This window comes from Vibrio sp. 1-1(7), assembly GCF_013048485.1.
GTDB lineage: Bacteria > Pseudomonadota > Gammaproteobacteria > Enterobacterales > Vibrionaceae > Vibrio > Vibrio fujianensis.
Map to the genome: position 1 here is coordinate 983786 of NZ_VHSP01000001.1, position 26646 is coordinate 1010431.

The following is a 26646-nucleotide window of genomic DNA, read 5'->3' on the forward strand; positions in this document are numbered from 1 at the left end:
GACAATGCTACCTCTTCATTTAAAAGATGCTCCGCTTGTCTTGCTGTCACTGATCTTTTTTATTTGGGGGGTGATTACGGTTTCAAGTAACTCCCTTATTCCTTACTATAAAGATGCCTTTTTACTCGATTATAAAATGTCCATGCTGTTTCCAATGGCTTTTTTTATTACACGAGTAACCGTTTCGCTCCCTACTTCTTTCGTTATGGCGAAGTTCGGTTATCGAACCACCATGAAATATTGTCTTTGCTGGTGCTTTGCGGGCTGCTTGGTCATGGCTTATCTTGTCAGAACGGAGTCGCTGTATCCAACCTTATTGGGAATCTTACTGATGGCATCAGGAATCTCAGCCATTCAAGTAGTCAGCTCACCTTACGTATCGCTACTATCTACACCAGATAAAAGTGTCATTAGGCAAAGTATTGCGACGGCGGCAAATTCCGTTGGAACCGTTCTTGGCCCACTACTACTAACTGGAGTGATGGTTGCAGCAACGGCCATCGGAATCCAACAAACTTCACTTCATGTTTCCACCCTGTTTTTGCTTATTGCAGGCTTTTTTGCCGGGCTACTGGTACTTTTCAATAACATTGATTTGCCTGACATAAAACCTAAACAGCTCTCCGGCTTTTGGCAAGGCCTTGCATGTTTAGTACGCAACCGAGAGTTTATGACGCTCGCGGCGGTGCTATTATTTTATATTGGTGTCGAAGTCAGCTTTGGCACTTTTACCATTATCTACCTCGCCGACGAATACTACGGAGGTTTGGGCCTGATTAAAGCGACACAATTTATTAGTGCTTATTGGATCTGTATGTTTGTAGGCCGTTTGCTATTTGCGAAATTCGGCTATTTAATTAACCGACATGTCCTTTTCACGCTTGCATGTCTTATCGCTGTACTGATTAGTGTTATTGCGTTGTTTGCACAAGCAAAATGGGTAGGTTTTCTATTGTTATTGGTAGGACTATGCAATGCCACTCTTTACCCTATCATATACGCACAAGCGCTACATGCATCAGGTAAATATAGCTCACAAGGTGCCGCTATCTTGATTATGTGTTCAATCGGAGGTGTGATATTACCCTTCTTACAGGCAAGCTTGATTGACATTTTTTCGTTAAGCACTAGCTATATTACGCCCGTTATAGTCTATCTAATCATGACTATTTTATATTGGTCGAGCTTAAAGAAACAGGGTGAATCTTAAGCCACCATAAACCTCTCGATATCCTTCCGACTTCACGCTGCAGGGGCGCGCTTCCCCGAGCATATCGATGATATAAGTAAAGCAAGTAGTAGATAGTCGCGATAGACCGAAGTCCATTAATATTAAACCCAAGCAGACGCCACAAGTAAGACGATAGCCGTCATAACAACACTGGCTTTAGCAAAGAAAAAGACTTCATTTAAAAAAGAAGGTTTCCGTGCTATCTGGTGGCTTTGATTGCTAATTGTTGCAGTATTCATGCCCTTTACTCTCATCTCAATGTAAAACAAGACTAACTTTGCACCAAATTGTGACCAAGGTCAAAACATTTTGGTGTTTTATCACACAATTAGTAACCCATTGCCCTTAAGATAAAACATGGTTCCAATTTATTCGGATAAAAAACAAAGGAATGATACCAAATGGATCAGTTTTGCATGATCGGTGGCTCTCTTTTGCTAAGCTGCCTGTGCGGCAGTGAACATAGAATAAATCAATAAAAACAAGTGACAACCGTTAGTTAGGTTAACAATCAAATTTTTATCTTGTTAAAAAACGCCTATTGTAACTCATTGTATTTATAGGCTATTTAAAAGGAATAAACAATAAGGTTAAAACCAAGGCTCCACACCTAATCACTTATCGTTTATCCCCCCATCTACTCGACTGTATTGTCGAGATGGCTTGGTGGAAAAAGATGCTTACTTGCTCACCGTCTTTGGCGTTGATATACAAAACTTAGCCGTATTCTAAATCGCAATCTCACTCAGCGACTTTTGAAATCGCGTACAACAAATGATGTGTTTTTTCGTCTGTGTGCATCGGAAAAGACGATAGGGCCATATCACCGTTTTGCAAAATATTGGCAAGTTCTTTCCAGACCGCCGCGTTGTTGTACCAATTTTCGCTATTACACCACCAGTTTTCATAGTTAGGATCTTCTGTTATTGCTAAGAGCAAAACATAGTGCGGTAGGTCTTTGTACTGGTGTGGGTAATGAAGAGACTGGGCTCTTTGATAATCTGAGATTATTTCTTTTGCCTTCTCCACAGAATGAAACTTCTTGGATTCAACGGTGAGAATAAACTGAGCTTCACATATAACATGTAAGTCAACTCGAATCGGATTTTGGCTATCGGCATTATGCGAGACATTACTTGCTTCTGGGTAAACGAGCCAATCTCTTCGTAAACACTGATGAGCAAAATGAACAGTCAGATTTGCTTCGGGAATACCATTCCTCTCATTGTTAATTGCCGGATTGTAGATATTTAAGTGCGCTTCTAGACGAACAGCAGTGTCCTTAATCACTCTAAGCAATGAATGATTCTCACACATTATGGAAATCTCCTACTTAATACAAATTGGTTAGGGTACAACGCTAAAAAACTGTGTATATCCTTGATGACAACTTGATGCTCAGTAGTTCTGATGAGCATCTTTTATCGCATCACGATGAGATGACGTATCGTAATCACAAACTGCATTGTGCAAAATATCTCTTATCTCTTGTTTGAGTTGCAACGGCTCAAGTAAAACCGCTCGGTTACACATTGATAATAACCAACTGCGAAACTCTAGGGTGTCGTAAACCTTTGCCATGACCAGATAATCACCGTGGTAGTCTTTAAATTTTTGATCGGCGCTAAGCGGCGTTTCTTCAAGTAGTTTCTTCAGAACACCATCAATCCACAATTTAACCGCAATTGGTTTAGTCAAGCCTCTCTCTTGCGGTTGTCGCGGTTCATCAAGCTGACCAGAGTTTATATAGTGCTCAAGATTAAAATCAGATGGGACTTGCGCATTCAATTTAGAGATAGTCGGATTGGAAATACGCTGTGTCAGTAGTTTCACCGTTTGTCGTTGACCATCAAAACGTCCTACCAAATAACTTCTCTCCCCCCGAATGACAACGCCATAAGGATGAAAATCGTAGCGAGTCGGCTTCTCTTGATGAATGGTCTGGTGATCTAATCTCAAGCATTTTTCTTGTAATACTGCCTGATAGAGCACTTCCATATTTTGTTGGATGACATGTGGCGAAGGGAGTAATTGAAATCCTTTAGCCATTGCGATGATCTTCTGATCCCAAAGACGCTGATTGCGAAGATTATTCTCGACTAAATACGCCTTGGCTCTTTGAATATACCCTTTAAGTGATTCTTGCATGGGGCTTGGCAGCATTGAGTAGAGGTATTTTTCAACCATGATGAACGTGATAGCTGTCGTTAGATCGAAAGTCGCAAACGAGGTACTTTGTTTCAGATCGCTATACCAACCTTTCGGTTTGCTTCCATCATCAACAAGGTTGAATTGCTCTGCCAAATCAACCAAATCACGCTGAATCGTTCTCAAAGATGCATTGATATTCTCTGCTGCAAGTTGTTCTTTTAATTGTGGAGCCGTGACAGGCTGACGACTCATCTTGGCAAGAATTGCCAGTTTTCTCACCGTGCAAGGATTACTCACCGAGCCCATTGAAATAACGCCATTTATTATAAATAAAGTGGACAATATACACGGCATTTTACCCTCAGCAAATCATAAGCGCCATGATATGACGCTTATGAGCGTTTCAGTGTATTTTCAAGCAAGGAGATGATCAAAAATACGCCTAACACACCAAAGGAGTAAAACACCATGAACAATTCCATCGCCCCAACCGCCACACCATCATCAATGGATTCGAAGAATCAAACCATCGAAATCTTCCGACGTTTGGAGGATAACATTTGTTCATTCGAACTCTTAAAACCTGAAAAAATGACGTTGGAAATCATATTTAGAGCGGTATACCAATGCGGAATGCAACTGGAGCATGTTCCTGAACACCTAAGAACACGAGAACTCTGTTTACTCGCGGCTAGTAGTGAGTTTGCAAGCCTGATTTATGCACCCGAAAAACATCTCGACCAAGATTTCATCGATTTCATATTTTCATCACTGGAAAGAACATCACTTTGGTCCTTCTGCGAAGAAAAATATAAACAGGTGTACAGGATATTACCGAAATGCTTACTCAATCAGTGGCATTACGAAAAGCTCATTAAGTTAAACGGCGTTTTCTTAAAGTGGATACCGCAGGACATGAAGAATTATGATCTGTGCTTTGATGCACTTTCTAGTGATGGGACCTTGCTTAAATATGTTCCTAATGAACTGATTGATAAACCCATGTGTTACGAAGCACTCTGCCGCAATAACAATGCTCGTGCGTGTGTTCCCGACTCACTTTGGGATGCACATTGTGAGCGCATTATCGCGAAAAAATTAAACGGATGTCGCTGGCACTATTTCTAAAGAATAACCCCCCATTTAAATTACGTGGCCTGGTTAGCCCCATCGACCTGCATTTTCCGGGCGTCTAGCGCTTCAATGCCACTTGTTGGATATTGCGGAATGGTATGTGTTTGATGGATTTTACAGAATCCTCCTCCTCAAACTGTAGTGGTACGGTGAATTTAGTCACCTCAACCCACTATCTAACCTGACCGTCGAAGAAGCTATAAAAATCAATGTAACGGCGTTATTCGCAAGGCGGAGCAAGGTGAATAAGTGCCAAGCCACCCTGTGAGGTTTCACGATACTTCTTATTCATATCTTTACCAGTTTGGTACATGGTTTCAATTACATTGTCTAACGAGATCAAACATTTACTATTGCGTTTTAATGCCATGCGCGAAGCGTTGATCGCTTTCATCGCTCCCATCGCATTTCTTTCAATACACGGAACTTGCACCAAGCCACCAATTGGGTCACAAGTCATGCCCAATGAGTGTTCCATAGCAATCTCAGCTGCAACGCAGATTTGCTCATTAGTCCCGCCACGCAGAGCCGTCAAACCTGCTGCCGCCATTGAAGAAGATACACCAACTTCACCTTGGCATCCGACTTCAGCTCCTGAAATCGATGCATTAGTTTTGTATAAGATACCAATCGCACCTGATACAGCGAGAAAGTCTTTCAATTGTTTCATGTCTAGCGCTTTGATAAATCGATGGTAGTACATCAACACAGCTGGAATTACACCCGCAGCACCGTTAGTGGGTGATGTTACTACCTGACCACCAGCAGCATTCTCTTCACTGACTGCGAAAGCAAACAAGTTAATCCAATCCATCACTTCCAGTGGATCACATTCAACCGCTACGTTCGCTTCGAGTTTTTTTAACAAACTTGGCGCTCGGCGAACCACATTCAAACCACCATCTAATATGCCTTCTGTCTCGAAGCCTCGCTCCATACAACGTTTCATCACCTGCCAAATTTGTTCTGCTCGTTGATCAATTGTTTCAATATCATGAAACAATTGTTCATTTTTTAGGATCATACTACCAAGGCTCATGCCATTTTTTTCAGCTTGCGCCAGCAATTCAACCGCATTTGAGAACGGAAAAGGAACTTCAACCAGTGAAGTAGTAGAACAACTTTGTAGCTCATCGGCGGTCGCAATAAAGCCACCGCCTATTGAATAATAAGTTTCGAAACCGATGATATTGTCTTGTATATCAAGCGCGGTAATCGTCATACCATTTTCATGAAGCGGTAAATTGCCTGCATGAAATAACATGTCAGTTTTATAGTTAAATGGGATTTCATACCGACCATCAACGAGCAAAATACCCTCTTCAATTGCTCTATACATAGCCTTATTGGCCGAAGTGATTTTGATGGTATCTGGCTTGTTACCCAATAGACCTAAAATTGTCGCTCGATCGGTGTGATGACCGATCCCTGTTAATGAAAGTGAACCATATAAGTCAACTTGAATACGAACCACGTTTACCAAAATTGGTTCAATCAAACGAGTAAAGTGGTAACCCGCGATCATTGGGCCATTGGTATGAGAGCTGGAAGGGCCAACACCAATTTTATAAATATCAAAGATAGAAAGCATAAACTAACCTATTAATATAATGCAGCATAAAGCCAATCAGGAAGAACCATACAAGCAATAATGGTTGCAACCGCAAAGACCAACAACCCATAATGGCTTGCTGTTGGTCTAGAAAAAAGATGTTTTTGATTACGAATAAAAAGATGCTGTTTGGCTGTCAATTTTCCCCAACGACGACTAACTAACACCCCAAACAAAAGGAAAATAAGCGTGCCAATCGGCGCAAACCAAGGCCACGCGATATCAAAACCTCTGGCAGTAATGACCGCAAACATGCTCATAACACTACCAATTATCACGCCTTTTTCATTGGTTTTAACCCAAAACAAACCAAGCACAAAGGAGCCCAGACGAATACCGACAAAGATCGAGGTTAAACTGGCAATGGTTTTAAGTACCGACTCATTCGAGATCGCTAATAACGCTGGCACAACAACGAGTGCCGCGGCAAGTAAACTCATTGTTCTCGCCACTTTTTCGTAGTGAGCATCAGTAGCCTGCCGACGAATAAAACGTTTATAGATATCAAACGTTGCTACCGTTGCCATTGAGTTATACGTTGAATCAAGCGTTGACATAGCAGCAGCGGCCAGAGCAGAAATGACTAATCCGATAACAATTGGAGTCGTGTGATTAAAGATAAAATCTAGGATCACTTCGTTACTATTTTCAAAGACCTGATCTTGATAAAAGACACTTAGTAGAACACCAAGCACGGCAAAAAAGAGATAAATAAAAAAAGCGCCATATCCACACAGTAGCATCGACTTTTGCGCGGTTTTTTCACATTTTGTGGCAAGAGTACGCTGAATAATCAACTGATTTGTACCGTACACACTCAAATGCAAAAAACTTACAGCCAAAACTCCCGCCCAAAGCGTTGTATCTACTCCCAAATCAAATTCTAAATTAATTATATTCAAAGATTCACGAGATATAAGATCAACAGAATTAATCTGGGTAAGCAGAATAACAAAAATAGTGATACTGCCAACGACCAGAACCGCCGATTGCAACATATCCGTCCAAATCACCGTCGAGATACCGCCAGCATAGCTATAACAAGCGGTAAAAATGCTGATGTAAATAATCGCCTCAGCAATACTCACTGGCAGAACCTGAACGACTATCAGCGCCACCGCATACAAAATAACACCAGCTGAAATACATTGAACGACAAGAAACACGACCGAATTGATTGTTCTTGCCACCACGCCAAAACGATATTCTAAATACTCATAAATGGAGGTTAATCCCAACCGATAGAAGACAGGGACAAAAAAAATAACAGTAAAAAAGATCACGATGGGATAGTTGAGATGAATAATCATCGCTTCCATACCATGGCTGTATACCCACCCCGGCATCCCTATAAAAGTCATTGCACTAATATAAGTGGCCAGTATTGATACACCCGCCGTAAACCAACCAAATTGCTTTCCACCAGTAGAAAAATCGCCACTATTACTGGAGCGATAATTTACTAAGTAGCTGATTAATAATGTAGTAATCACATAAAACACAATCACCACAAATGCTGAATACGCAACCATTCTTAAATTTTATCCAATTTAGAAACGTTAACTTGATTACCTAGACATAACTTTCAAAGGTATAACTGAAGTAAAGAAGCTGCTAAAAGTACAATAGACATCCCCAGAATAGGCGAAAACGTATTCAAAATCGTCCATCGAGAAGATTATTGGGATCTCTATCACTAAAAATCAACAAATGGGTACGCATTCATTTTAAAATTGATTTTAATCACAGATAAAAAATTAGAAAAAAAACTATGATAGAGACTAATGGAATACGAGATTATGGTAATAAAAATATAAAACCAACTCGTTTAAAAGTGAAAAAATTCAATATAAATAGAGGTTTATAGGCCATGAACGCAAAAAAAAACATGAGCGAAGTTCCTATAATTCAAAGAGTAGCAGCCTATCTTGCCATATTGGTTGGATACTTTTTTTATTGTTATAACTTTGTAATAATTGACTACGTACGCCCATATATTGTTGAGGCGTATACTGGCATTAGCTTATCTGACACAGCCCAATTCTACACTTGGCAATCATTAGGTGCACTTATAGGGGCTCTGTCTTGTGCATGGTTTGCCACTACATTTGGTAAAAAAAATACCCTCATCGTCATCACTGCATTGAATGGTGGGGCTACCATCATCAATATGATGTTCTCTGATTATGCCATGTGGGCCGCGATGAGATTCATCGTAGGCATTTCGCTTGGGGGCTACTTTACCGTTGCCGTTAGTTTGATGATCGGTTTATTCAAACCATCCGTTCGAGGCAAACTGACCGCTTTTGCTTCATCAATGTTTTCAGTTGCACTTATGGCCATGGGTGCATATGCCGCATTTATATCGAGTATTGATGCACCATGGCAAAGTCTGATGTGGGTAGGTGGTATACCTCCCTTAGCTGCAGCAGTCGCTATGGTATTTATTCTACCGAGTGATAAAAAAGTGATTGCTTACGGTGAGGAACAACAAACACAAAATGGCAGTAATGAAAACAAAGTAAAAAAAGGCTCTTGGGGCGAAATGCTAACCAAACCTTACCGTATGCTCACCATTACTTGCTTACTGCTGGCTGGCCTTAACTTTTATGGCTATCAATTTTTCTCAGGCTTTGTTACCACCTATCTCAAAGAAGTACGTCAGTTTGATGGTGCAACCATCGGTCTGATCTTCTCAATCTCAGCATTTGGTTCATTATTTGGCGCATGGGTATGGGGGGCGATTGCGGATAAGTTTGGCCGTAAAGTGAATGCCTTTGGCTTTATTCTTGCGGGTATCATGGTCTCAATCTTCTTCATCGCTCCAAGTGATGTGATGATCGGCAGCCTTAACATGCTCGCGCTGCTTGGCCTTATCTATAACTTTGGCCTGTCTTCTTCAGCGGTATGGGGAGGATACTTCTCCGAGCTTTTCCCACCACACCTACGCAGCTTTGGAGCAGCCCTGTTCCACGGTGGACGGATTATCGGCATGTTTGCTCCTATGGTTTTGGTCTTCATTCAACAACGTACCGACTTACAGACAGCAATGTGGGGCTCCCCAATTGTATGGATCGCTGCTGGTTTATTATGGTTATCACTACCAGAAACACTTAAAGGCGGTGTATTCGATAAAAGCAAAAAAACTGAAGCTGCAAGAGCTTAACTGAATTTCCTAATTTCAAGTCAGCTTACACAGCCGACTCACAGTAAATAAGAAGGTTTATTATGTCTAAATATCAAGAAGCGAAGCGTGTTGTTCGTGATTACTTTAATGCTATGGAAAATGCGACTTACGAGAACGTTGCCGAAGTACTAAAATCACATACATCGGAAGATTATCTATGGCGTGGTGTATACCCATTCCGTGAGCAAGAAGGTGCTCAAGCCGCAGCTGATGTTTTCTGGGCTCCCTTGATGAAATCAATGACACGTATGCAACGCCGTCAAGATATCTTTATCGGGGGTGAAAATGAAGTCACGGCGGGCGAAATCTGGATAATGAGTATGGGACACTTTATGGGCCTATTCGATAATGAATATCTCGGTATGCGTCCAACAGGCAAAATCATGAATATCCGTTACGCTGAGTTTAATTGTGTTGAAAACGGCAAGATCACTAAAACGGGTCTGTTCCTAGATCTTCTTGGAGCAATGGAACAAGCGGGCTGCTACCCACTGCCACCATCAACGGGCAAGTATTTTGTCTATCCTGGTCCCCGTAACCATGATGGGCTACTATTTGAAGATGCGGATCCTGAAAAAGGTATAGCAACACTAGCTCTCGTCAACAAAATGGTGGATGATCTATCAGCACTTAACGATAGCGGTGCGATGGGTTGTCCACCTGAAGTATTAGAGAAAAGCTGGTCGAAAAATATGATCTGGTATGGTCCGAGTGGTATTGGTGCCTCCTACACGATTCCTCGTTATCAACAGCAGCACCAACTCCCATTTCGCAATAACCTCAAAGATAAGAAATTTAATGGCCACGTATGCCGCTTTGCTGAAGGTAATTTTGCTTGCTTCTTCGGTTGGCCAAACTTATCAAATACACCGATCGGCGGATTCCTCGGCATGACTGGAGGCGAAGTGCGTGCTGATATGCAAGTCGTTGATGTTTACTATCGCGACGGCGATAAACTCTCCGAAAACTGGGTATTGATCGATCTACCATACTGGCTTAAGCAGCAAGGTTTAGACGTTTTCAAACGTACTCAACAGATCCTAAACCCTACTCTATAAAAATCTCAAGGGCGAATGTTCCAACCGCCTTTATGTCGCCTGCCTCCTATCAACTAAGGTGGCATGCTCTCAAGCGTACCTCAAGGAAGAGGTATATCTGGATAGTAATCTATGAAACGGGCGTAAAAGCACGGTGGCTTTCTACGACCTAAATAATGAGATTGATAATGAAAAAATCGACTCTTTCAGCAGTGATTCTAGCAGTGCTTACCTCTAGCTCAGCTTTTGCTGCACACACTTTTGTCAATGATGCTGGTGACAGCTTAACTCTTGATGGCCGCTTTGATCTTCGCTACCAAGATCGTGGTGGTGATGATAAAGGCGAATGGAACAGCGGCAGCTCTCGCTTTGGTCTAAAAGGTCTAATGGATTTAGATAATGGCTGGACTGGGTTTGGCCAAGCCGAGTGGGGCTACAACTCTGGCGCAAACGGCGACAATATTTATAACCGCTTGCTATACACTGGTATTGACCACGAAAAATACGGCAAAATTGCTGCGGGTACAAAGCAGTGGTCTACCTTCTACGACGTAGCGTGGTACACCGACCTAGGTCGTGTATTTGGTACTCGCGGCTCAGGTGTTTACAACCTTGCTGACTGGGGTATTGCATCTGGTACTGGTCGTGCAGAGAACGCCATTACCTACCGCAACGCAATCAACGACAAAGTCAGCTATGGTTTTACTTACCAAACCACACGTGAAGATGTAGCTCTAGCAAACAATGCGACAGCATCATTGAAAAACGGCATGGGTGCGTCAATCACTTACAAACCCTTTAATGGCGTATCACTAGGGGCGGCTTACCATCAAAATGAAGTTGCAGATCTAGACATAAGCATCGTTGGCGTAGAAAACGGCGACAACATGCGCATCATACTTTTTGGGGCGAACTACAGCAACGGCGGTTTCTACGCTGGTGCGACTTTCCATGTAGGCGAAAACTGGGAAGCCGTAAGCCAAGGCGGTACGGACGTGATGTTCGATACACTAGGTGGTGAAATCTACACGTACTACCACTTCGACAATGGCCTACGCCCAACGTTGAACTATAACTACATGGAAGATCGCGGTGACGAGACAGAAGGTTACAAGCGCAACCTGCTGATTCCTGGTCTTGAATACCACTTTCAGAAGAACAAATTCCTAGTGTGGGCTGAATACCAGTTCGATTTAGGTAAAGATCAATACAACGGTAGCACATTCGAAAATCGTGACGACCAATTCGCAGCAGGCGTTCGCTACTATTTCTGAGCACAACGAGAGCAGTTCTTTCGGTTGATTTATTAATTGGTAAGCCTTACCTTTTACTGGTGAGGCTTTTTATATTCAAAGTAAGACAATTTACTTGGGTCATACCCAAACTCAACTAGTCAAATATAATCTAAGCCTTTATTTACTTTAGTCTTACTCAATTTATTTTATGACTACGTATCTATTGTGTTAATATAATCACAGTAAAACTGCCTGACGAATCCGCTCACATGAATTCTGCAAAACAAACCATAACATCGAAAGACGTGGCGAAATTAGCTGGCGTTTCTCAATCCACTGTATCACGAGTATTTGTACCAGGCAGTTCAGTGTCTGAGAAAACTAAACAAAAGGTTTTCGAGGCAGCGAAAGCTCTAAACTACCGTCCAAATGCTTTTGCACGTAGCTTAACCACCAACGAGTCAAAATTGATAGGTTTGGTATTTCCTGATGCAGACTACCCTATTCATATGAAAACACTTCAATTAATTTCCAGTGAACTACAGAAAAAAGGCTATTCTGCCGTATTAATACCTTGGCAAATAGATGACGAAGATAATCACTCAATTCCGAATATCTTTCAGTACCGAGTCGATGGTGTGATTGCCGCTTCCGCAACCTTAAATAAATCGCTGTATGAAGAGTGTGAGGAATTCAATATCCCTATCGTTCAATACGCACGTGTAGTGGAAGGCACCCAAAGTAGCTACGTCATCAGTGACAACTATGAAGCGGGTCAACAGGCAGCTCAGCTTCTACATAGAAACGGTGTAAAAAATGCCCTATATCTAACAGGAGACGTTCCAACACTAACCAATGACGAGCGGCAAAACGGATTTATATCGGAATTTAAGGAACTCTCAGGAAAAGAGCCTCGTATTGTTGAGGCTACCTACGATTACCTTAGTTCACTACAAAAAATACGCGAGATCTTGACCGAAAAAAATCGTCCTGAAGCCATATTCTGTGCCACCGATAATCTAGCTATGGCAGTGATGGATGTCGCTCGCATTCAGTGCGGTTTGGCCATCCCACAAGATTTACAAGTCATCGGATTTGACAACATTCCACAAACCGAATGGTTGAGTTACCAATTAACCACTTTCCGCCAAGATTTTCCCCGTCTAGCAAGGGAAAGCGTTAAAATTATTGTCGAACAAATAAGCAACCATAATCGTAACTTGATCAAGATGATGGTTCCTACAAAACTAATAAAGCGAAATACGACAAGAATATAAACTGAAATAAGGTGTTTATATTTATTCCTATTATAACGAATCTAAAGTCAGATAGACGTCATTCGGAAAAAATTGAGTGGCTGGTAATAATCCAATCAAATTGAAGTTTTTACGCTCTTCCAATGTGGAAGCACTACCTTTATTTAATAGCGGGGTATTTAACAAGGTATTCCCTGCTTGGCGGATAAACATTTTCTTCGACATTAGTAAGCCACCTTTCGATAGAATTCTATCGTTTCATCAATCAACGCATCATTACAGCCGAGATAGTGTTGAGGATCGCAAGCCGCATCAATTTCTTGGTCCGTTAATATCGCTAATACCTCTGGGTTTTGTTTCAATATTTGCGCTAAATCGCCTTGTTTTGGGGCTTGAGCAATGGCCTTTTTGATGCTGTTGTAACCGATACTGCGCCCCACTTTTTCTGCTGCTTTCATCATTACCGCCTCTGACATAATGAAATGCCGAGACGCCGAAAAATTGCTGCGCATTTTGTCTTGATGGACGATCAGCTTCGCAATGAGTCGCTCCGCACGCTCGAGCGCCGTGGAAACGGCCAATGATGCCTCAGGGACTAAGCTCCAATTCAACACGCGCATTGACGCTGCACGAACATCTTGTTGATCCATCAGATTGGGCGCGCCACTGGCATACATCCACCCCATTCGAGATAAGGTCTGGATCATATTGGCGGCTCTTGGGTTGGCTTTATGGGGCATGGTACTTGACCCCCCACCCGATTCACCTTCGCACACCTCACCAAGAGCTGCTCGTCCCATGAGTTCCGTATCATTCGCGATGCGACATAAGGTACCGTGAATTAAAGCAAAGAACTGAATTAACTCGACAATATTGTCTAAGCTGGCATTGCCCAATCCTTTCGGTTCAGTCAATTCGAGCTTGGCAAATAGTCGCTGTCGAACCGCTAACCCGTGGGAACCGATTGAAGATAAATTACCAACGGCACCACCATAAAGACCGGTCGTCACACGAGGATATAGCTCATCAAGGCGTGTCAGATGCCGAGTGATCTCTTGAAGATAACCACTGACTTGAAGCCCCCATGTGGTCGGCAAAGCATCCATTGCATTGGTTCTTGCGACCATCACCGTACCTTTATGTTTTAATGCCATCAACTCAAGCTGCCCCCCTAACGCAACCAGTTGTTGACGAACGATGTGCAGCGTCTGCTTTAAGCGCATCGCAAGACTGGTATCGAGCAAGTCTTGGGTGGTACACCCCCAGTGCAGATATTGTTTTACTTCATCATTTCCTTGTTCTGAAAGCTGATCGACCAGCGGTTTGATAGCCATGCCTACGGTAAGTGTGTCTTGTGCTAAACGCTCCCAATCTAAGTGGCGAATATCGCACACCTGTTTGATAGCGCTTGCGGCAGAGTGGGGAATTATTCCCAACTCAGCTTGTACCTCTGCAATGTTGCTTTCAAAAGTCAGCCAAGTTCGGATTAAATTTTCATCCGACCAAACTTGTTTCATCTGCTTTTGAGTAAACAGCGGAGAATAAAGGATTGAATCAAATACAGATATGTTTGAACCTTGCATAAATGATGCCTTATGCTCCAATAAAAGTGATGGCTAACACGCTCACTAAACCGCCAAGCATTGGAATGGCAGTTCGTTTGACCAGTTCAATGGGAGGAATACCAGCAACTCCTGCACAAGCAATCACAACTCCTGAAACGGGTGAAAATGAGCGGAAGATCCCAGCGGAAAGCTGCATAGGTAATGCAAGAGCCGCTGTTGAAACACCAACGTGGGCCGCCACATCTGGTGCTAAGTTGGAAAAGCTGAAGAAAGCCGCATTACCAGAACCCGACATCAATGCTGTCACACCGATGATAGCGACTAACATGATAACCATCATGGTGTAACCAAAGCCAAGATGCGTAGCAACACCCAGCATGCCAGAAATAAAGCCAATGGCTTTAAGGCCCACGACGAAAGTTTGCGCAGCGATAATGAGTGATACAACACCGGCAAATACATCGCCCATGCCTTGTAAGTAAACTTTAAGTGAAGCCGCAACTGCCTTGCCATCTTTTGAATAAAGGTAATCGCACACCATCGCAAACGTCAGGCTGATAAACATGGCCGTGACAACATCAATCTTGATAGAGGTGATCGCGAACTTACTGAAGGTCAAAAGCAGTACAAGAGGGAGAACAGGCAATACAGCAAACCATATTGGAGCCTCGCGAGACGAGTCTTCTTTTGCTTGCAGTTCGTATGAAACGCCATTGACTTCGTCACGCTTATCAAACCATTTTTGACAAACAAAATGTAGAACCGCAATCACAAGTGCCGTACACACCCCGACAAACAGTTGATGCTCTACAAAGTAAGAAGCGGCATCAATACCAATGACTTCCGCCGCTTTATTTGAGGCTCCAGAAGCAGGCCCCAAATCCAAACAAGCGGTTGTTGCAAGCACAGCGGCTACTGATGCTGGGGTACAGCCAATTCCCACCAAGACTGGATATAGGGCAACCAATAACAACATCGCCAGACCAACAGCACTTGGAATAAAGACATTCAAAAACTGCCCCAAAATGTAAGCAAGAGCGAGAATGATGTATGGGTTGTTAATTGCAGAGAGTGGTTTAGTCGTCACTTTAACCAGCGCATTGGCTGCACCGATGTACCCCATATATTTTGAGAAACCACCAACCGCCATGATAATTAAACCAAGCTTGGCCAGTGTTGAAGAAGAAATCGATTTGATGACCAAAAAGAAATCAACCACAGTAGCACCTGAAGAGTTCACCCCTTTGGGTAAGAACTCAGGCCCACCAGCAGTGACCCCAATCAGCATCATTAAAATACCAGAACCAAACAATACCGCTTGTGTATTGTACTTCTTGATGATTAGAAATCCTGCCCCAAAAACAACCGGCAGAGCGAGCAGAGCAACCATATGATTCACCTTTATTTAAGTATTAAGTCACCGCTATCTTGTTTCTTAGGTGTGAAAAGCAACATGGGAAGTGCTCTTTCTCTAGAAAAAATGTGAAGCAATTAAAACTCTCCTTCTCGATAACTCGTTAAATCATTGCTTGTTCAAATGACTATCATCATTCACCGTTATATCGCCATTCTTTAGGCAACCTCGATCACAATTTAAATAAAGACTCATTGTATAATGTTGCTTTAATCGTATTGATTAGCCTGTCATGAGAAGTTGAGTTTCCCATAATTCCCACCCTTAAATAATCTAATAACACTATGAATTATATTAGTTTTTCTATTTTTACCTTACATACTTAACATCACGTAAAGCTGTGGGAATTTTCATTTCTCATCACACACGCATCTGGTCAACAAATTGTAGCCATCATTTTAACTAGCTCACAATCTCACCAAATCATTCGCCCTCTCACCTTAGCTTTTCGCGTATTTATCAGCAGGAAATACACCAAACGAATGACTCACATAACAAAATCAAATGGAAATAAGAGATCTATCAATATTTAAGCAGGGAAGCGGTAATTCCCCTATTTTTTCACAGAACCACTCATTACGATGCAACGGTTTCCAATAACAAGCATGGAATGAGCATAATGATTAGAAATAAACTTCTCTTAACCCTTTTACCTACCCTCTGCCTCGCGTCGTTCGCTCAGGCACAAACTGTTTATGATGATGAAACCAATACACTAGATATCTATGGTCGATTAGAAGGCCAAATCGCTCAGGGGGACGGAAGTTTCGCTGGTGAAGATGATAGATCAGGAAGAATGAGTGGTCGCCTTGGTTTTGCTATGAGTCGAGAGCTAAGTGCAATTGAAAATAGCCGTGTCATCGGTAAATTTGAATGGCAAATTCGTACAGAAACCAATGATACTCGCCTTGATGAGGGGGAAGATTTAGAGGCTCGTTACAATTATCTAGGCATCGAAAATGACGATTGGGGCATGGTGATCTTTGGCCGAACTAAAAACCCAATGTATCAAGTGATGAAGATGACCGATAAATACAAAAACTACACTCCCGGTATCTACAACTATGGTATCTCGTCCATTGATACTTCTTACAAGTACAACCGCCAAGACGCAACTTTACAATACAACGGCTACTTTGGCATTCATGAAGTTCAAGTCGCTTATGTGATGGGAAATGGCGAGAATGATCGCCTTGATAACGGGATAATGGCGAGTTATCGAATGAACTATAAAGGCAATGGTTTCAAACTGTCCCCTGCTCTTGCCGTTAGTCGGTATAAGCGCAAGGATGAAGCGACTGGAACATCACGCAAGCAGCACGATCAAATCATGGCCGGTATCGAACTAGGATGGAATGATTTCAAATTTGGTGTAACGGCTGACTATGTTGACATCAAGCAAAATAGCGGTAATCACGACAAATACTTTGGTATGGATTCAATCATTTCTTACAAATGGGATCGCTTCACCGTTCTTGCCGGATACAGCTTCTTGGATGAAAAAGACCAAGACGTTTATGAAAAAGAAGATTGGCGTATTGAAGGTCAATGGACTCTTGCCCGACGCACTTACCTATCTTTAACCTATGACCGAGAACTTGCCTCTAAAAATAAAGACAGTGATGACGATTCAATCACGCTTGGATTGCGTTACGACTTCTAAGGACTTGTGATGAACAAACTATTTAAAACCAATCTACTCAGTACGGCATTAGCAATAAGTAGCTTTGCTGCTCATGCCGATACACTTATCGCACCATCACCAACAGCAAAAATGGACGGTGATAACAAAGTCATTGCGATATACGGAAACTCCTATACCCACTACAACAATAACTTAAATACTCGACTACGTGATTTAACGCGGTCTTTGTTACCCAATAATGCAAAAGGCTACAGTTATCGAGGTATCACAATTTCAAGTGGCCGCTTAGGTTGGCATGAGCAAAACCTTCGTTTTCAAAATACGTTAAAACAGTGGGACGTGGTCATATTTCAAGGTAATTCAATGGAGCCTATTACTAAAAAAGCCTCTTCACGAGAATACTTTGAGCAATCGGCAAAAACCATGGCGAAAATCGCGCATGATGCTGGTTCTAAAGTAGTTTATTTCATGACGTGGGCTCAAGAATCACACCCTGAGCAAACACACGCACTTGCCAAGGCTTATCAAGATATCGCAAAAAAAACCGGCGGATATGTTGCGCCGGTGGGTTTAGCCTTTGAGCAAAGCATGAAGCGCCATCCTGAGATCGTCCTTTATCATAGTGATGGTAAACATCCATCGCTCGCGGGAACTTACTTAGCGGCATGCGTATTTTTTGCCACCTTGTACAATCAATCTCCCGTTGGCGGTGCAGCTCCAACTGACACGGATATGCCAACAGAAACAGCACAGAAGCTACAAACGGTTGCTTGGGATGTCGTCCAAGACTATCAAATGAATCACTAGACAATATGAGGCTTAACTCTTCTGACCTAAAAAGTTAAGCCCACTTCTTTTACTAGGCTCAAATTTCAAAACAGAAAAATCAAACAGAACCCATTCTTGTGATAAGCTTCTTTTTCAATAGTGAACATCCTTAACGGCGTATATGAGAGATAACCTCAATTTAAACACCTACAAACTGCTAGCAGAGCAGGTTCAAGTCCTAACAGAGTCAGAAGCCAATTTACACGCTTTTATTGTTGGCCATTTTGAAGAACTTTCTTACTATGGCATCATCGATCTGGCTCAAAAAGCACAAGTCAGCAAAGCAACCATAGGACGCTATTTAAATAAGCTGGGCTTTACTGGTTATGCAGCATTTAAGAATGCACTCAAAAAAGAGCTGATAACCCATAATATGATTGCTCCAATCGAGGCTAATAAATCGAAGCTTTTCAATCAAGAAATTGATGTCGAGACAGAAGCTCAACGCTATATTGGTAATATCACCCAACTTATTGATCAGTTCTATCAGGAATTGAATATCGAGGATCTCGATAAGCTTTCACAAAAAATTGCTGATAAAAAGCGTATAATTTATGTGGTTGGCCCCGCTTCCTCACATTCTTTAGCTTTGCATTTTTCAACCTTGCTTAAATACAGCCGCTCTAATGTGGTTTTGTTACCTTTAGACAAAAGTGAATTACCCAAGGCAATGCTGGGCATTAGCGACAATGATGTCTTAGTGGCTTTTTCTTATTACCGATTCAATCCAGTAGTCTTGGATATCACTAAATATTTCAATAGCAAACACGCCTTCGTCGCCATGGTAACTAACACATACTCAAATCCTTATGGTATCTACAGTAACGTACAGTTTGTTTTGCCTAGTGATGTTGACTCCATCTTTCACAGCCGCACGATCGGCTTCTTGTTTGTCGAATTACTGCTGTTTCTTGTACAAAAAGTCTCTCGAAATAACGATAATTTTGAAGAGCTTGAGGCGCTATTTAAGTTCTTTGGCACTTTCTCTTCCCTTGAGTTTAAATAACATTTTCATGACCTTACAATTGAGTCAAGTTCTGGCGGTGAGAATAAAATAAACTAAACTAATTAACGGATTGTTGATTAACGGTAAAAAATACAACCATCAGTGAAAATCAATTCTGTATTATTGAAACCCACCATCACTAATATAAAATCAATCAGAACTAAAGGGTTCCATACAGTAACTTCAACTAGAATATATCATATCAACCCCATTTTATTTATTTTTCTTTATGGATTGCTAACGATTAAGGATAAACATGCGAAATTATTTATTGGCTTGGATTGGCCCTATCTTAAGCTTAATCTTGCTGCCAACAACAGCATTTTCCTCACCTCGCGCGGAAATAGCTTGGTTGATGATTACCGAAGGTGCTGTATTGATTGATGTTCGCACCGAGCAGGAATTTAAACAAGAACATCTAGAGTCAGCGCTGAATATCCCACTAAATGAAATTATTAGTTCTGGCCGAATACAATTTACCAAAGATCAACCAATCGTACTCTATTGCCGAACAGGCAACCGTTCTAATATCGCTAAACAACAATTGATTAAACAAGGTTTTACTCGTATCCATAATGCAGGTGGACTGAATGAGATCCGCCAGCTGATAGCGAATAAGAATTAAGTTAACAAGCAAGCATGAATGTAATCGCGAAGCTGTTTAACCATGGCAATTTTTCTCAATGATGATCAGGATTTCATTGGTGTTTTGTGCCTTTTTATTCGCTTCTATTTTGAATCTGACTGACCACTAAACGTAGTGCTAAGTCAGTTTCTACATGCGATTCACACTACAGCTCAGCGGATTTTTTCGACTGTTTTGGCAATCATCACCGTGTTTTTCACCACATCTGACAGCAAGTTAGCTCTGCTAATTCCTGATGAGTTGTTCCAATTGGATAGCCTACTATGCGCTTTGGTCAATGTGTAGAAAAGGCTATAAATCTAATGACAAACAATAGCATTTCGGCCAGTTTATTTAACTGTTGCTGATCTGAAATAATTGAAGAAATCCATGTTGGGAAACAAACCTTGATTCAGCTTCGCCATGCCAATATTAAACTCGACGCAACGCACCCAGCGCAAAGCTGGGTGAAATCACGAAAGAGCATAGCTCATAAATTTATTGAGCGAACTCAAGAGCAGTCTTGATATAGATGTCGCGTAATATCAGTGAAATCTCACCGGGTTTACCCTCACCAATCGGCTTACCATCAATCGCTACCACGGGCCAAATGAACGTGGTAGCCGAACTGATAAAAGCTTCTTGGGCGGCATACGCTTCTTCGATAGTGAAAAACCGTTCTTCAACCAACATCGAATATTCTTTGACGAGAGCCATGAGTGAAGCTCGTGTTATTCCATGAAGAATATTATGACTCAGAGGACGCGTGACCAAGGTTCCTTCTTTAGTAACAATGTAAGCGTTACTCGATCCCCCTTCGGTCACAAACCCCTCTTCGATCATCCATACATCTTCAGCACCTGCCAAATGTGCAGCATGCTTTGCCATGCAAGCGGGGAGTAAACTGGTGGTTTTAATGTCACGACGACGCCAGCGGATATCGTCGATAGAAATCACTTCAATACCCGTTTTAACTTTCGGACTTTCAATCAACTGGCGTGCTTGTGTGAATAACACAAGAGTCGGCTGAATCTCTTCACTATAAGAGAAATCTCGATCACCTTCTGAGCCACGCGTTAACTGAAGATAAACGCCCCCTTCGACCAAGCCATTTTTTTCAATCAGTGTACGCTGAATTTTCGTTAACTCGTCTCCTGTCACTGGCAGCCTTATCCCAAGCTCTCTGGCAGAACGTTCGAGTCTGGCTAAGTGCCCAGAGTGATCGATCAATTTTCCCTTTAACACCGCGGTGACTTCATAGACGGCATCTGCAAATAAAAAGCCGCGATCAAACACTGAAATGGTTGCCGCCGACTCTTTCACGTACTCACCATTTAAATAAACTATCCGTTCCATCACTTTTCCTTTAACCCCATAATTCAGACTTGAAAGGCAACATCACATTGCGCTCAAATTCAAAACCAGATTCAATATCTTGAGCCAGCAGCAGAGGCCCATCTAAATCCACCATATCCACCCCTTGCGCCACAACAAATGCAGGGGCCATACTCAATGAAGAGGAAAGCATACAGCCAATCATGACACTTAAACCGGCGGCGCTTGCTTCCGCTTTTAAAGCCTGCGCTTCGGTTAATCCACCTGTTTTATCCGTCTTAATATTGATCATGTCGTACCGTCCGATAATGTCGGGTAAACTCGCTCGATCATGACAAGATTCATCCGCACAGAGAGGAATAGGACGTGGTAAATGCGCAAGTATTTGATCTTGATGAGCAGGAAACGGCTGCTCAATCATCGCAACCCCCAATGTTTCCAACTCAGGGATCAAGGCTAAATAAATGTCAGACGTCCAAGCTTCGTTAGCATCAAGCACGATCCTCGCACTCGGCGCTCCACGGCGAACGGCTTGCACTCGGGCAAGATCTTCCGGACCACCCAGTTTCAATTTTAACAGGGGGCGATGTGCATTATCTTTCGCTGCCTGTTCCATGTTTAACGGTGTATCAAGCGACAAGGTATAAGCGGTTGTTAATGGACTCGCTTGAATACCCGTTATATCCCAAATCGACCGATTCGATAACTTACACTCTAAGTCCCACATCGCACAGTCAATCGCGTTACGCGCGGCCCCCGAGGGCAGCCTCTCCTGCAACTGACCCCGTGTTAACCCTGCTTTTATCTCTGGAATTACCGACGCGATTTGCGCTAATACGCTCTCTATAGATTCACCATACCGACCATAGGGAACGCATTCACCACGCCCCACTCCTCCTTGACTTTTCATTTCAACCATTATCGTATTGACGCAGGTTTTACTGCCACGGGCAATGGTAAAACTGCCTTGGATCGGCCAACTGTGGGTATGCAGATAAACCTCCATTAGACCTCCGCTAACTTATCAACAACCCGAGCGACTCCTTGACGAAAAGGATCCACAACCGGTAGCCCAAGCTCCGATTCCACTTTGTCCATATAGGCCAAGGCTTCCTCTTCTTGCATTGCAGATGTATTAATAGAAACCCCCACAAATTTTACCGCCGGATTTGTCACACGAGCGGTGGCTAAATTCGCTTCCATACATTGTTTTAGATCAGGAAGAAGATACTCAGGAAGGCCTCGCATATGCGTACGGGTTGGCTCATGGCAAAGCACTAAGGCATCGGGTTGTGAACCATGAATAAGGCCGGTTGTCACGCCAGCATAAGAGGCGTGGAAGATAGATCCTTGACCTTCAACCACATCCCAATGCTCTTCTGTCGACTCCGGCGTAATGGTCTCAATAGCACCTGCAATAAAATCGGCGACCACGCAGTCCACACTCACACCCCCACCGGTAATAAGAATGCCCGTTTGCCCCGTCGCACGAAAATCCGCCTCCATACCACGAGCTTTCATCTCTTTTTCTAACGCTAAAGCCGTATACATTTTACCCACAGAGCAATCGGTTCCCACCGTCAACACGCGCTTACCTTGACGTTTTTTACCATTTGCAACGGGGTAAACCTGAGTCGGATAACGCACATCCGATAACCGAGTGCCTTTTTTCTCAGCCGCACTTACCAATTCAGGAATATCCGCCAATTTGTTATGCAATCCCGCCGCGATATCCATTCCAGCTTCGATAGCCGTCAACAACACCGAGATCCACTCTTGAGAAATCAGCCCCCCTCGGTTAGCCACACCAATAATCAAAGTTTTTGCACCTCGATTAACGGCTTGCGTAATATCCATCTCTTCTAAACCGACATCAGCATTGCATCCCGCCAAACGATATTGACCAATACAATACTCTGGACGCCAGGTTTTAATTCCTTGCGCCACTTTCGCGGCCAGCGCATCGGCAGCATCACCTAAAAAGAGTAAATAAGGTTGTTTAAGTTCCATCTCGATTTTCTCCACAAAGAGTCATTAAATTAGAATAGTGATTAATTTCATCCCTCACTAAACATTACAGTGCAAAATTTGTGACAAAAATGAAAATCCGTAAAGAAAAATCAAGAAGAAATGCATTAAAAATGCAAAATAAAGAATAAAAACTCAAAAATACAGAATAATTACTCACAAAGAGAAATCAATACGAAAAACCCTAAAATTCATTAAACACCAACAATAAACACGATATCAACACAAAACTCCAAATTGAAAACATAAATACTAATAATACAATTTCATTCTATTCCCCTAGAGTTTTATGTAAACAGTCCTCCTGAAAATAAAACCAGTGATTTAAACCAATAATATTTCATTCTATAAATTTTAATAAATCGTGATAACCCTCTCATTCCCTGATTACATTTATCACTCTCTTCATTTTCATCTTCATAAAAAGATGAATAACAAGCTAAAAATAACCATTTTGGTGCACTTCTGACTAATTCTAGTGCATGGTTGTGCATTATTAGCCCATAACTTATAGAAACAAATTCCATCCTCACATCAACCCGTCAATACACCACTCACTCCATAACAACATTATCGTTCAAAAATAAATAAATAATAAGAACATTATAAAAGCACCGCTCCATTAAATAAACATGGATAGATTATCCACCTATTTTGTATGGAAATTTAACGTATAAAGAGGATTCATCAGCGAGAAAAAAATTGATTAAGCGCCGTACTGGTCTGCAAATTGCTTAGTCAGTCTAAAGGTGAGCAATAACTTATTTAATTAACTTTTTATGGTGAAAACAGATGGAACTGATTCAACAACTCATTAGCCAAGTCAATGGCGTTGTATGGGGCCTCCCCATGCTCGTTATTATATTAGGTATTGGTATTTATCTAAATATTGGCTTGAAATTCATGCCCTTTTTTAATATTGGTCGCGCCTTTAAACTATTATGGAAAGGCAGAAAAAATGCTCAGAATCAGGACGGTGAAATCCCCCCCTTTCAAGCATTAATGACCGCCCTCTCAGCCACGATTGGAACCGGTAATATTGCAGGTGTTGCTACTGCCCTTTTTATTGGAGGGCCCGGAGCACTATTTTGGATGTGGATGACTGCGTTACTGGGTATGGCCACCAAGTATTCTGAAGCCGTATTAGCCGTTAAATACCGAGAAACCGACAGCAATGGGAACCATGTTGGCGGCCCCATGTACTACATCAAAAATGGGATGGGTAAGAAGTGGGCTTGGCTCGGAACCGCATTCGCTTTATTTGGTACCTTTGCCTGTTTTGGGATTGGTAATGGCGTTCAAATTAACTCGATTGCTCAGGTTATGCACTCAACCTTTGACTTTTCTCCTTTGATTGTTGGGCTCGTTGTCATGATACTTTCAGGAGCCGTCCTTTTAGGGGGAATTAAGCGCATCGGGGCTTTTGCCGGTGCCCTTGTGCCATTAATGGGAATGGCTTACGTTGCTTGCGGCTTAATTATTTTACTGCTTAATATCGATAAAATCGGAGGCGTAGTTGCCCTCGTGCTAGAACAAGCCTTCACTCCAACTTCTGCTCAAGGTGGATTTGCGGGAGCGACGATATGGATGGCGATTCGTTTTGGTGTCGCACGAGGTATTTTTTCTAATGAAGCAGGCTTAGGTTCAGCCCCCATTGCTCATGCCAGTGCACAAACCGATGACCCAGTACGGCAAGGTTTAATTGCGATGCTGGGAACGTTTATTGATACGATCATAATCTGCTCCATCACTGGCTTTGTCATTATTATCTCTGGAGAATGGACCTCGGGAATGACAGGAGCTGAGCTCACGTCAGCCGCATTTGATCAAGTAATTCCTGGGTTTGGTCGCTATTTAGTTACTATTAGTTTAGCTATTTTCGCCTTTACCACCATTGTTGGCTGGTCTATATATGGCGAACGCTGTATCAGTTACCTCTTTGGCACCAAAGCCATAATCCCCTTTCGTGTGATTTTCGTCTTGGTGATTCCCGTTGGGGCCATAATGGAACTCAACTTGATTTGGCTATTAAGTGACACGTTAAACGCCATGATGGCCATTCCAAACTTGATCGCTCTTGGTGTATTAAGCCCAGTCGTTTACCAAGCAACCAAGCACTATTTTGCTCGCCAGACAGTACAAGATCCGGCCAAAGCTGAATATTAATCATATCAACGCCTTCTAACTAAAGTAGGAGGCGTACGCAAAAAAATAATTAGGAATGATGTATGATCACAGCAGAAGCCGTTATCAATTTGGCTGCTCTTCGTCACAACTATGAGCAGCTTAAGCAAAAATGCGGAAATAAACCCATCATCGCCGTACTTAAGGGAGATGCCTATGGGCACGATGCTCTTAAAACAGCGCAAGCTCTACCCCAAGCAGATATGTTTGCTGTTTCTCGTATAGAAGAAGCCCTTGAATTGAGAAAAAAAGGAATTGCTCACCCTATACTGTTGCTCGAAGGCTGCTTCTGCCCAACAGATTTACAACAAGCATCGGCACTAGAATTGGATACGGTGATTCATTGTAAAGAGCAGCTAGCACATCTTCAATCAACCCATATATCAGCCCCTTTGAACGTTTGGTTAAAACTGGATACGGGGATGCACCGCCTTGGTATTCATCCCTGTGAACTGCACGATTACATAACGCAGCTCGAAGCCACTCAAAAACTGAGCGGCCCTGTCAGATTTATTAGCCACTTGAGTTGTGCAGATAACCTCACCTTACCAGAAACTTCAGTGCAAGTTGAACTATTTTTAGCACAAACGGCCCATTATGCAGGGGCAAAAAGTATTGCTAACTCCGCAGGTATTCTTTACTGGCCACAGTCCCACCTTGACTATATGCGTAGTGGTATTGCGCTTTACGGTATTAGCCCAAATCAAAATGATACCGGTCAAGATCACGGCTTACGCTGTGTCATGACGCTATGCTCTAAGCTTATCGCTATTCGCGAACACAAGAGCCAACATCCGGTTGGCTACAATCAATCTTGGACATCACCACGAGATACGCATATAGGAGTGATAGCCATGGGTTACGGAGATGGTTACCCTTGCTCCGCGCCCACAGGAACACCGGTTTATATTAATGGCCGTTTTGTGCCAATTGTCGGACGCGTGTCTATGGACATGATCACGGTTGATCTCGGTCCAGAGTTACAAGATAATATCGGCGATAATGCAGAATTTTGGGGCGAAAATTTGCCAATAGAGCATGTCGCCAATCATATTGGCACCATCGCCTATGAATTAGTAATTAAGCTAACGAAACGGGTAAATAAACGATTTATAGACAAGCCGTTGAGCTGTAAGCGTTCACCAGTAGCGTGTTGATTAAGTATTTAGGTAA

The 26646-nt window shown here is 42.4% G+C and carries 23 protein-coding genes and 1 pseudogene; 13 read left to right on the top strand and 11 right to left on the bottom strand.

Annotated elements, in window-relative coordinates; genetic code table 11:
* The first annotated feature begins 4 nt into the window (after positions 1-4).
* Positions 5-1210 carry an MFS transporter gene (locus FKN05_RS04610; RefSeq protein WP_170886991.1) on the top strand — a complete coding sequence of 402 codons (1206 nt, stop codon included), beginning with the start codon at positions 5-7 and terminating at the stop codon, positions 1208-1210.
* A gap of 122 nt (positions 1211-1332) precedes the next feature.
* Here the strand turns inward: FKN05_RS04610 and FKN05_RS04615 are convergent, their stop codons facing one another.
* The 3 genes from FKN05_RS04615 to FKN05_RS16810 all read right to left on the bottom strand — a co-directional run bounded on the left by FKN05_RS04615 (position 1333) and on the right by FKN05_RS16810 (position 3679).
* Positions 1333-1470: a hypothetical protein gene (locus FKN05_RS04615; RefSeq protein WP_170886992.1), complete on the bottom strand. Its 138-nt coding sequence runs from the start codon at positions 1468-1470 to the stop codon at positions 1333-1335.
* A gap of 502 nt (positions 1471-1972) precedes the next feature.
* Positions 1973-2548: a hypothetical protein gene (locus FKN05_RS04620; protein WP_170886993.1), complete on the bottom strand. Its 576-nt coding sequence runs from the start codon at positions 2546-2548 to the stop codon at positions 1973-1975.
* A gap of 81 nt (positions 2549-2629) precedes the next feature.
* Positions 2630-3679 (bottom strand): WYL domain-containing protein, encoded by a 1050-nt coding sequence (locus FKN05_RS16810; protein ID WP_170886994.1) that lies wholly within the window; start codon positions 3677-3679, stop codon positions 2630-2632.
* Between the two features lie 171 nt (positions 3680-3850).
* Here FKN05_RS16810 and FKN05_RS04630 point away from each other — a divergent pair, with 171 nt between their 5' ends.
* Entirely contained in the window at positions 3851-4510 is a 660-nt protein-coding gene (locus FKN05_RS04630; protein ID WP_170886995.1) for a DUF4116 domain-containing protein, read from the top strand.
* A 226-nt stretch (positions 4511-4736) separates the two neighbouring features.
* Here the strand turns inward: FKN05_RS04630 and FKN05_RS04635 are convergent, their stop codons facing one another.
* Positions 4737-6107 (bottom strand): L-serine ammonia-lyase, encoded by a 1371-nt coding sequence (locus FKN05_RS04635; protein WP_170886996.1) that lies wholly within the window; start codon positions 6105-6107, stop codon positions 4737-4739.
* Between the two features lie 11 nt (positions 6108-6118).
* Entirely contained in the window at positions 6119-7660 is a 1542-nt protein-coding gene (locus FKN05_RS04640) for a sodium:solute symporter family protein (protein ID WP_170886997.1), read from the bottom strand.
* A 338-nt stretch (positions 7661-7998) separates the two neighbouring features.
* On the opposite strand from FKN05_RS04640, the gene FKN05_RS04645 reads away from it, so the two are divergent.
* The 4 genes from FKN05_RS04645 to FKN05_RS04660 all read left to right on the top strand — a co-directional run bounded on the left by FKN05_RS04645 (position 7999) and on the right by FKN05_RS04660 (position 12864).
* On the top strand, positions 7999-9294 hold the full coding sequence (locus FKN05_RS04645; RefSeq protein ID WP_170886998.1) for an MFS transporter: 1296 nt from the start codon (positions 7999-8001) through the stop codon (positions 9292-9294).
* Between the two features lie 62 nt (positions 9295-9356).
* On the top strand, positions 9357-10373 hold the full coding sequence (locus FKN05_RS04650) for a nuclear transport factor 2 family protein (protein ID WP_170886999.1): 1017 nt from the start codon (positions 9357-9359) through the stop codon (positions 10371-10373).
* Positions 10374-10540: 167 nt separating this feature from the next.
* On the top strand, positions 10541-11626 hold the full coding sequence (locus FKN05_RS04655) for a porin (protein ID WP_170887000.1): 1086 nt from the start codon (positions 10541-10543) through the stop codon (positions 11624-11626).
* A 230-nt stretch (positions 11627-11856) separates the two neighbouring features.
* Positions 11857-12864 carry a LacI family DNA-binding transcriptional regulator gene (locus tag FKN05_RS04660; protein WP_170887001.1) on the top strand — a complete coding sequence of 336 codons (1008 nt, stop codon included), beginning with the start codon at positions 11857-11859 and terminating at the stop codon, positions 12862-12864.
* Positions 12865-12894: 30 nt separating this feature from the next.
* Here the strand turns inward: FKN05_RS04660 and FKN05_RS04665 are convergent, their stop codons facing one another.
* From FKN05_RS04665 to dcuC, 3 genes are read right to left on the bottom strand one after another with little or no spacing between them, the layout of a single operon-like run.
* Positions 12895-13068, bottom strand: a complete 174-nt coding sequence (locus tag FKN05_RS04665) for a hypothetical protein (RefSeq protein ID WP_170886542.1) — start codon at positions 13066-13068, stop codon at positions 12895-12897.
* Complete coding sequence (locus FKN05_RS04670; protein WP_170887002.1) at positions 13068-14426, bottom strand: class-II fumarase/aspartase family protein; 1359 nt, start codon at positions 14424-14426, stop codon at positions 13068-13070. Before FKN05_RS04670 ends, FKN05_RS04665 begins: the two co-directional genes overlap by 1 nt.
* Positions 14427-14436: 10 nt before the next feature.
* Complete coding sequence (gene dcuC, locus FKN05_RS04675) at positions 14437-15798, bottom strand: C4-dicarboxylate transporter DcuC (protein WP_170887003.1); 1362 nt, start codon at positions 15796-15798, stop codon at positions 14437-14439.
* 643 nt (positions 15799-16441) lie between these two features.
* On the opposite strand from dcuC, the gene FKN05_RS04680 reads away from it, so the two are divergent.
* From FKN05_RS04680 to FKN05_RS16595, 5 genes and pseudogenes are all read left to right on the top strand, one after another.
* Positions 16442-17485, top strand: coding sequence for a porin (locus FKN05_RS04680; RefSeq protein ID WP_099612224.1), 1044 nt, complete (start codon positions 16442-16444; stop codon positions 17483-17485).
* 9 nt (positions 17486-17494) lie between these two features.
* On the top strand, positions 17495-18274 hold the full coding sequence (locus FKN05_RS04685) for an SGNH/GDSL hydrolase family protein (protein ID WP_099612223.1): 780 nt from the start codon (positions 17495-17497) through the stop codon (positions 18272-18274).
* 142 nt (positions 18275-18416) lie between these two features.
* Positions 18417-19301: a MurR/RpiR family transcriptional regulator gene (locus FKN05_RS04690; protein ID WP_099612222.1), complete on the top strand. Its 885-nt coding sequence runs from the start codon at positions 18417-18419 to the stop codon at positions 19299-19301.
* A gap of 256 nt (positions 19302-19557) precedes the next feature.
* Positions 19558-19926, top strand: a complete 369-nt coding sequence (locus FKN05_RS04695) for a rhodanese-like domain-containing protein (RefSeq protein WP_170887004.1) — start codon at positions 19558-19560, stop codon at positions 19924-19926.
* Between the two features lie 23 nt (positions 19927-19949).
* Positions 19950-20196, top strand: a pseudogene (locus tag FKN05_RS16595) (Na+/H+ antiporter NhaC family protein); the annotation flags it as partial.
* A 228-nt stretch (positions 20197-20424) separates the two neighbouring features.
* Here FKN05_RS16595 and FKN05_RS04700 read toward each other — a convergent pair.
* Genes FKN05_RS04700 through dgcN form a run of 3 tightly spaced genes read right to left on the bottom strand, consistent with a single transcriptional unit; the run spans position 20425 to position 23271 of the window.
* Positions 20425-21282 carry a D-amino-acid transaminase gene (locus tag FKN05_RS04700; protein ID WP_099612220.1) on the bottom strand — a complete coding sequence of 286 codons (858 nt, stop codon included), beginning with the start codon at positions 21280-21282 and terminating at the stop codon, positions 20425-20427.
* A gap of 10 nt (positions 21283-21292) precedes the next feature.
* A complete protein-coding gene (gene dgcA / locus FKN05_RS04705; protein ID WP_099612219.1) occupies positions 21293-22267 on the bottom strand; it encodes an N-acetyl-D-Glu racemase DgcA in 975 nt (324 codons plus the stop codon).
* Positions 22267-23271, bottom strand: coding sequence for an N-acetyltransferase DgcN (gene dgcN, locus FKN05_RS04710; RefSeq protein ID WP_161427243.1), 1005 nt, complete (start codon positions 23269-23271; stop codon positions 22267-22269). The genes dgcA and dgcN overlap by 1 nt, the downstream gene beginning before the upstream one ends.
* Before the next feature lie 810 nt (positions 23272-24081).
* Here dgcN and FKN05_RS04715 point away from each other — a divergent pair.
* Complete coding sequence (locus FKN05_RS04715) at positions 24082-25455, top strand: alanine/glycine:cation symporter family protein (RefSeq protein WP_099612217.1); 1374 nt, start codon at positions 24082-24084, stop codon at positions 25453-25455.
* A gap of 62 nt (positions 25456-25517) precedes the next feature.
* A complete protein-coding gene (alr, locus tag FKN05_RS04720; protein WP_099612216.1) occupies positions 25518-26630 on the top strand; it encodes an alanine racemase in 1113 nt (370 codons plus the stop codon).
* The last annotated feature ends 16 nt before the right edge of the window (positions 26631-26646 follow it).

What these genes read in the sequence shown, in the direction of transcription:
- FKN05_RS04650 (WP_170886999.1), top strand. Translation starts at nt 9,357, where the DNA reads ATGTCTAAATATCAAGAAGCGAAGCGTGTTGTTCGTGATTACTTTAAT.
- dgcA (WP_099612219.1), bottom strand. Translation starts at nt 22,267, where the DNA reads ATGGAGGTTTATCTGCATACCCACAGTTGGCCGATCCAAGGCAGTTTT.
- FKN05_RS04670 (WP_170887002.1), bottom strand. Translation starts at nt 14,426, where the DNA reads ATGCAAGGTTCAAACATATCTGTATTTGATTCAATCCTTTATTCTCCG.
- FKN05_RS04665 (WP_170886542.1), bottom strand. Translation starts at nt 13,068, where the DNA reads ATGTCGAAGAAAATGTTTATCCGCCAAGCAGGGAATACCTTGTTAAAT.
- FKN05_RS04660 (WP_170887001.1), top strand. Translation starts at nt 11,857, where the DNA reads ATGAATTCTGCAAAACAAACCATAACATCGAAAGACGTGGCGAAATTA.
- FKN05_RS04640 (WP_170886997.1), bottom strand. Translation starts at nt 7,660, where the DNA reads ATGGTTGCGTATTCAGCATTTGTGGTGATTGTGTTTTATGTGATTACT.
- FKN05_RS04655 (WP_170887000.1), top strand. Translation starts at nt 10,541, where the DNA reads ATGAAAAAATCGACTCTTTCAGCAGTGATTCTAGCAGTGCTTACCTCT.
- FKN05_RS04610 (WP_170886991.1), top strand. Translation starts at nt 5, where the DNA reads ATGCTACCTCTTCATTTAAAAGATGCTCCGCTTGTCTTGCTGTCACTG.
- dcuC (WP_170887003.1), bottom strand. Translation starts at nt 15,798, where the DNA reads ATGGTTGCTCTGCTCGCTCTGCCGGTTGTTTTTGGGGCAGGATTTCTA.
- alr (WP_099612216.1), top strand. Translation starts at nt 25,518, where the DNA reads ATGATCACAGCAGAAGCCGTTATCAATTTGGCTGCTCTTCGTCACAAC.
- FKN05_RS04615 (WP_170886992.1), bottom strand. Translation starts at nt 1,470, where the DNA reads ATGAATACTGCAACAATTAGCAATCAAAGCCACCAGATAGCACGGAAA.
- FKN05_RS04630 (WP_170886995.1), top strand. Translation starts at nt 3,851, where the DNA reads ATGAACAATTCCATCGCCCCAACCGCCACACCATCATCAATGGATTCG.
- dgcN (WP_161427243.1), bottom strand. Translation starts at nt 23,271, where the DNA reads ATGGAACTTAAACAACCTTATTTACTCTTTTTAGGTGATGCTGCCGAT.
- FKN05_RS04685 (WP_099612223.1), top strand. Translation starts at nt 17,495, where the DNA reads ATGAACAAACTATTTAAAACCAATCTACTCAGTACGGCATTAGCAATA.
- FKN05_RS04690 (WP_099612222.1), top strand. Translation starts at nt 18,417, where the DNA reads ATGAGAGATAACCTCAATTTAAACACCTACAAACTGCTAGCAGAGCAG.
- FKN05_RS04645 (WP_170886998.1), top strand. Translation starts at nt 7,999, where the DNA reads ATGAACGCAAAAAAAAACATGAGCGAAGTTCCTATAATTCAAAGAGTA.
- FKN05_RS04620 (WP_170886993.1), bottom strand. Translation starts at nt 2,548, where the DNA reads ATGTGTGAGAATCATTCATTGCTTAGAGTGATTAAGGACACTGCTGTT.
- FKN05_RS04700 (WP_099612220.1), bottom strand. Translation starts at nt 21,282, where the DNA reads ATGGAACGGATAGTTTATTTAAATGGTGAGTACGTGAAAGAGTCGGCG.
- FKN05_RS04695 (WP_170887004.1), top strand. Translation starts at nt 19,558, where the DNA reads ATGCGAAATTATTTATTGGCTTGGATTGGCCCTATCTTAAGCTTAATC.
- FKN05_RS04715 (WP_099612217.1), top strand. Translation starts at nt 24,082, where the DNA reads ATGGAACTGATTCAACAACTCATTAGCCAAGTCAATGGCGTTGTATGG.
- FKN05_RS04635 (WP_170886996.1), bottom strand. Translation starts at nt 6,107, where the DNA reads ATGCTTTCTATCTTTGATATTTATAAAATTGGTGTTGGCCCTTCCAGC.
- FKN05_RS04680 (WP_099612224.1), top strand. Translation starts at nt 16,442, where the DNA reads ATGATTAGAAATAAACTTCTCTTAACCCTTTTACCTACCCTCTGCCTC.